The organism is Streptomyces sp. NPDC029138 (genome assembly GCF_055564375.1).
On sequence record NZ_JBVHWM010000149.1, the window covers coordinates 1 to 1,258 of the forward strand.

The following is a 1,258-nucleotide window of genomic DNA, read 5'->3' on the forward strand; positions in this document are numbered from 1 at the left end:
TCTGCGCGATGGCGGGGGAGGCTGTGAGCCGCGCGGCGACGGTGGGGGAGAGCGTCGGGGGTGAGGGGGGGGGTGCGTGTGTGGTCTGCGGGTTTGTGTGGTGTGTGTCCTCTCTACGGCCGGCCCCCCCCGGCGCGGTGCCGGGCGGGCGAGGGGGTCATGCGAACAGGCGGCGCCACGTCTCGGGGCCCGGGTAGCCGTCGGCGTCGGCGCCGGTCCACCCCTGGGCGCGCTGGAACGCACGGGTCGCGTTGCGGTCGGCGTCCGACCAGGACGGGCCGGGCCCGACCTTGTAGTACCGGCCGTATCCCTTGGCGACCAGGGCCTCGCCGAGGCGGGTCACGTGGTTGTTGCGCTTGCCGGGGCCGAACGCGTCGCGGCCGGGGTAGGCCGGCGCCTTCGTGGTGCTGGTCGTCTTGCCGGGCAGGGTGCCGAGCAGGCGCCGCAGGGACGTTTCCCCGGGCACGCCGTCGGCGTCGGCCCCGGTGTAGCCGAGCGACCGCTGATAGGCCGCGTACGCCTCGGTGTCGGCGTCGGTCCACTCCGGGCCGGGGCCGACGGCGTACGCGTCGCCGAAACCGGCGGCGACCAGGGCCTCGCCCACGCGGGTCACGTGCGAGCCGTGCGAGCCGTAGCCGTACGACAGGCCGTTGATGGTGACGCGGTAGCGGGCGGGCGTGCCGCCGGACGGCGCGGTGCCACCCGCGGGCGGGGTGTACCCCTTGGCGGGCATGCCGGCCTGGACCCACGCGTACAGGATGTCGCCGGGGCACTGGGTGGCGATGCCGTCGCGGTGGCCTCGCTTGGCGAGGGTGCGGCCGGTGCGGCGGCACGCCTCGTCGTACAGGGCGCGGCACGCGGCGAGGGCGGCCTCGCTGGGCTGCTGGTCGCCGCCGACGGCGATCTGTACGCCGATGCCGGAGATGTTGAATCCGGGGCAGTGCGCGCCCTGGCGCGTCCACCCGCGGCCCTCGTAGATGTTCCCGGCCTGGTCGACGACGAAGTGATAGCCGATACCCGCCCACCCCTGGGCGAGGTGCTGCGCCTCGATCGCGCGCGGGATGGCGTAGCCGGTCGCGTTGATGTGGTGCGCTCCGTCGTAGTGGACGAAGAACTCTCGGCGGCTGGTGAGCGGGACGTATGCGGGGCCGTCGCTGTCGGGGTCGTTGTCCCACGGCTTGGCGCCCCACGTGGCACGGCTGATGATCTTGACGGACATGCGGGGGTCTCCAGACATGAAGAAACGCCCGGCGCGGTG

General features: G+C 74.2%; 1 protein-coding gene. It reads right to left on the bottom strand.

Annotation, left to right across the window (positions count from 1 at the left end; translation table 11 throughout):
- Positions 1-157 precede the first annotated feature (157 nt).
- On the bottom strand, positions 158-1,258 hold a 1,101-nt coding region (locus tag ACZ4WH_RS43975), incomplete at its 5' end, for a peptidoglycan-binding protein (RefSeq protein ID WP_468191978.1).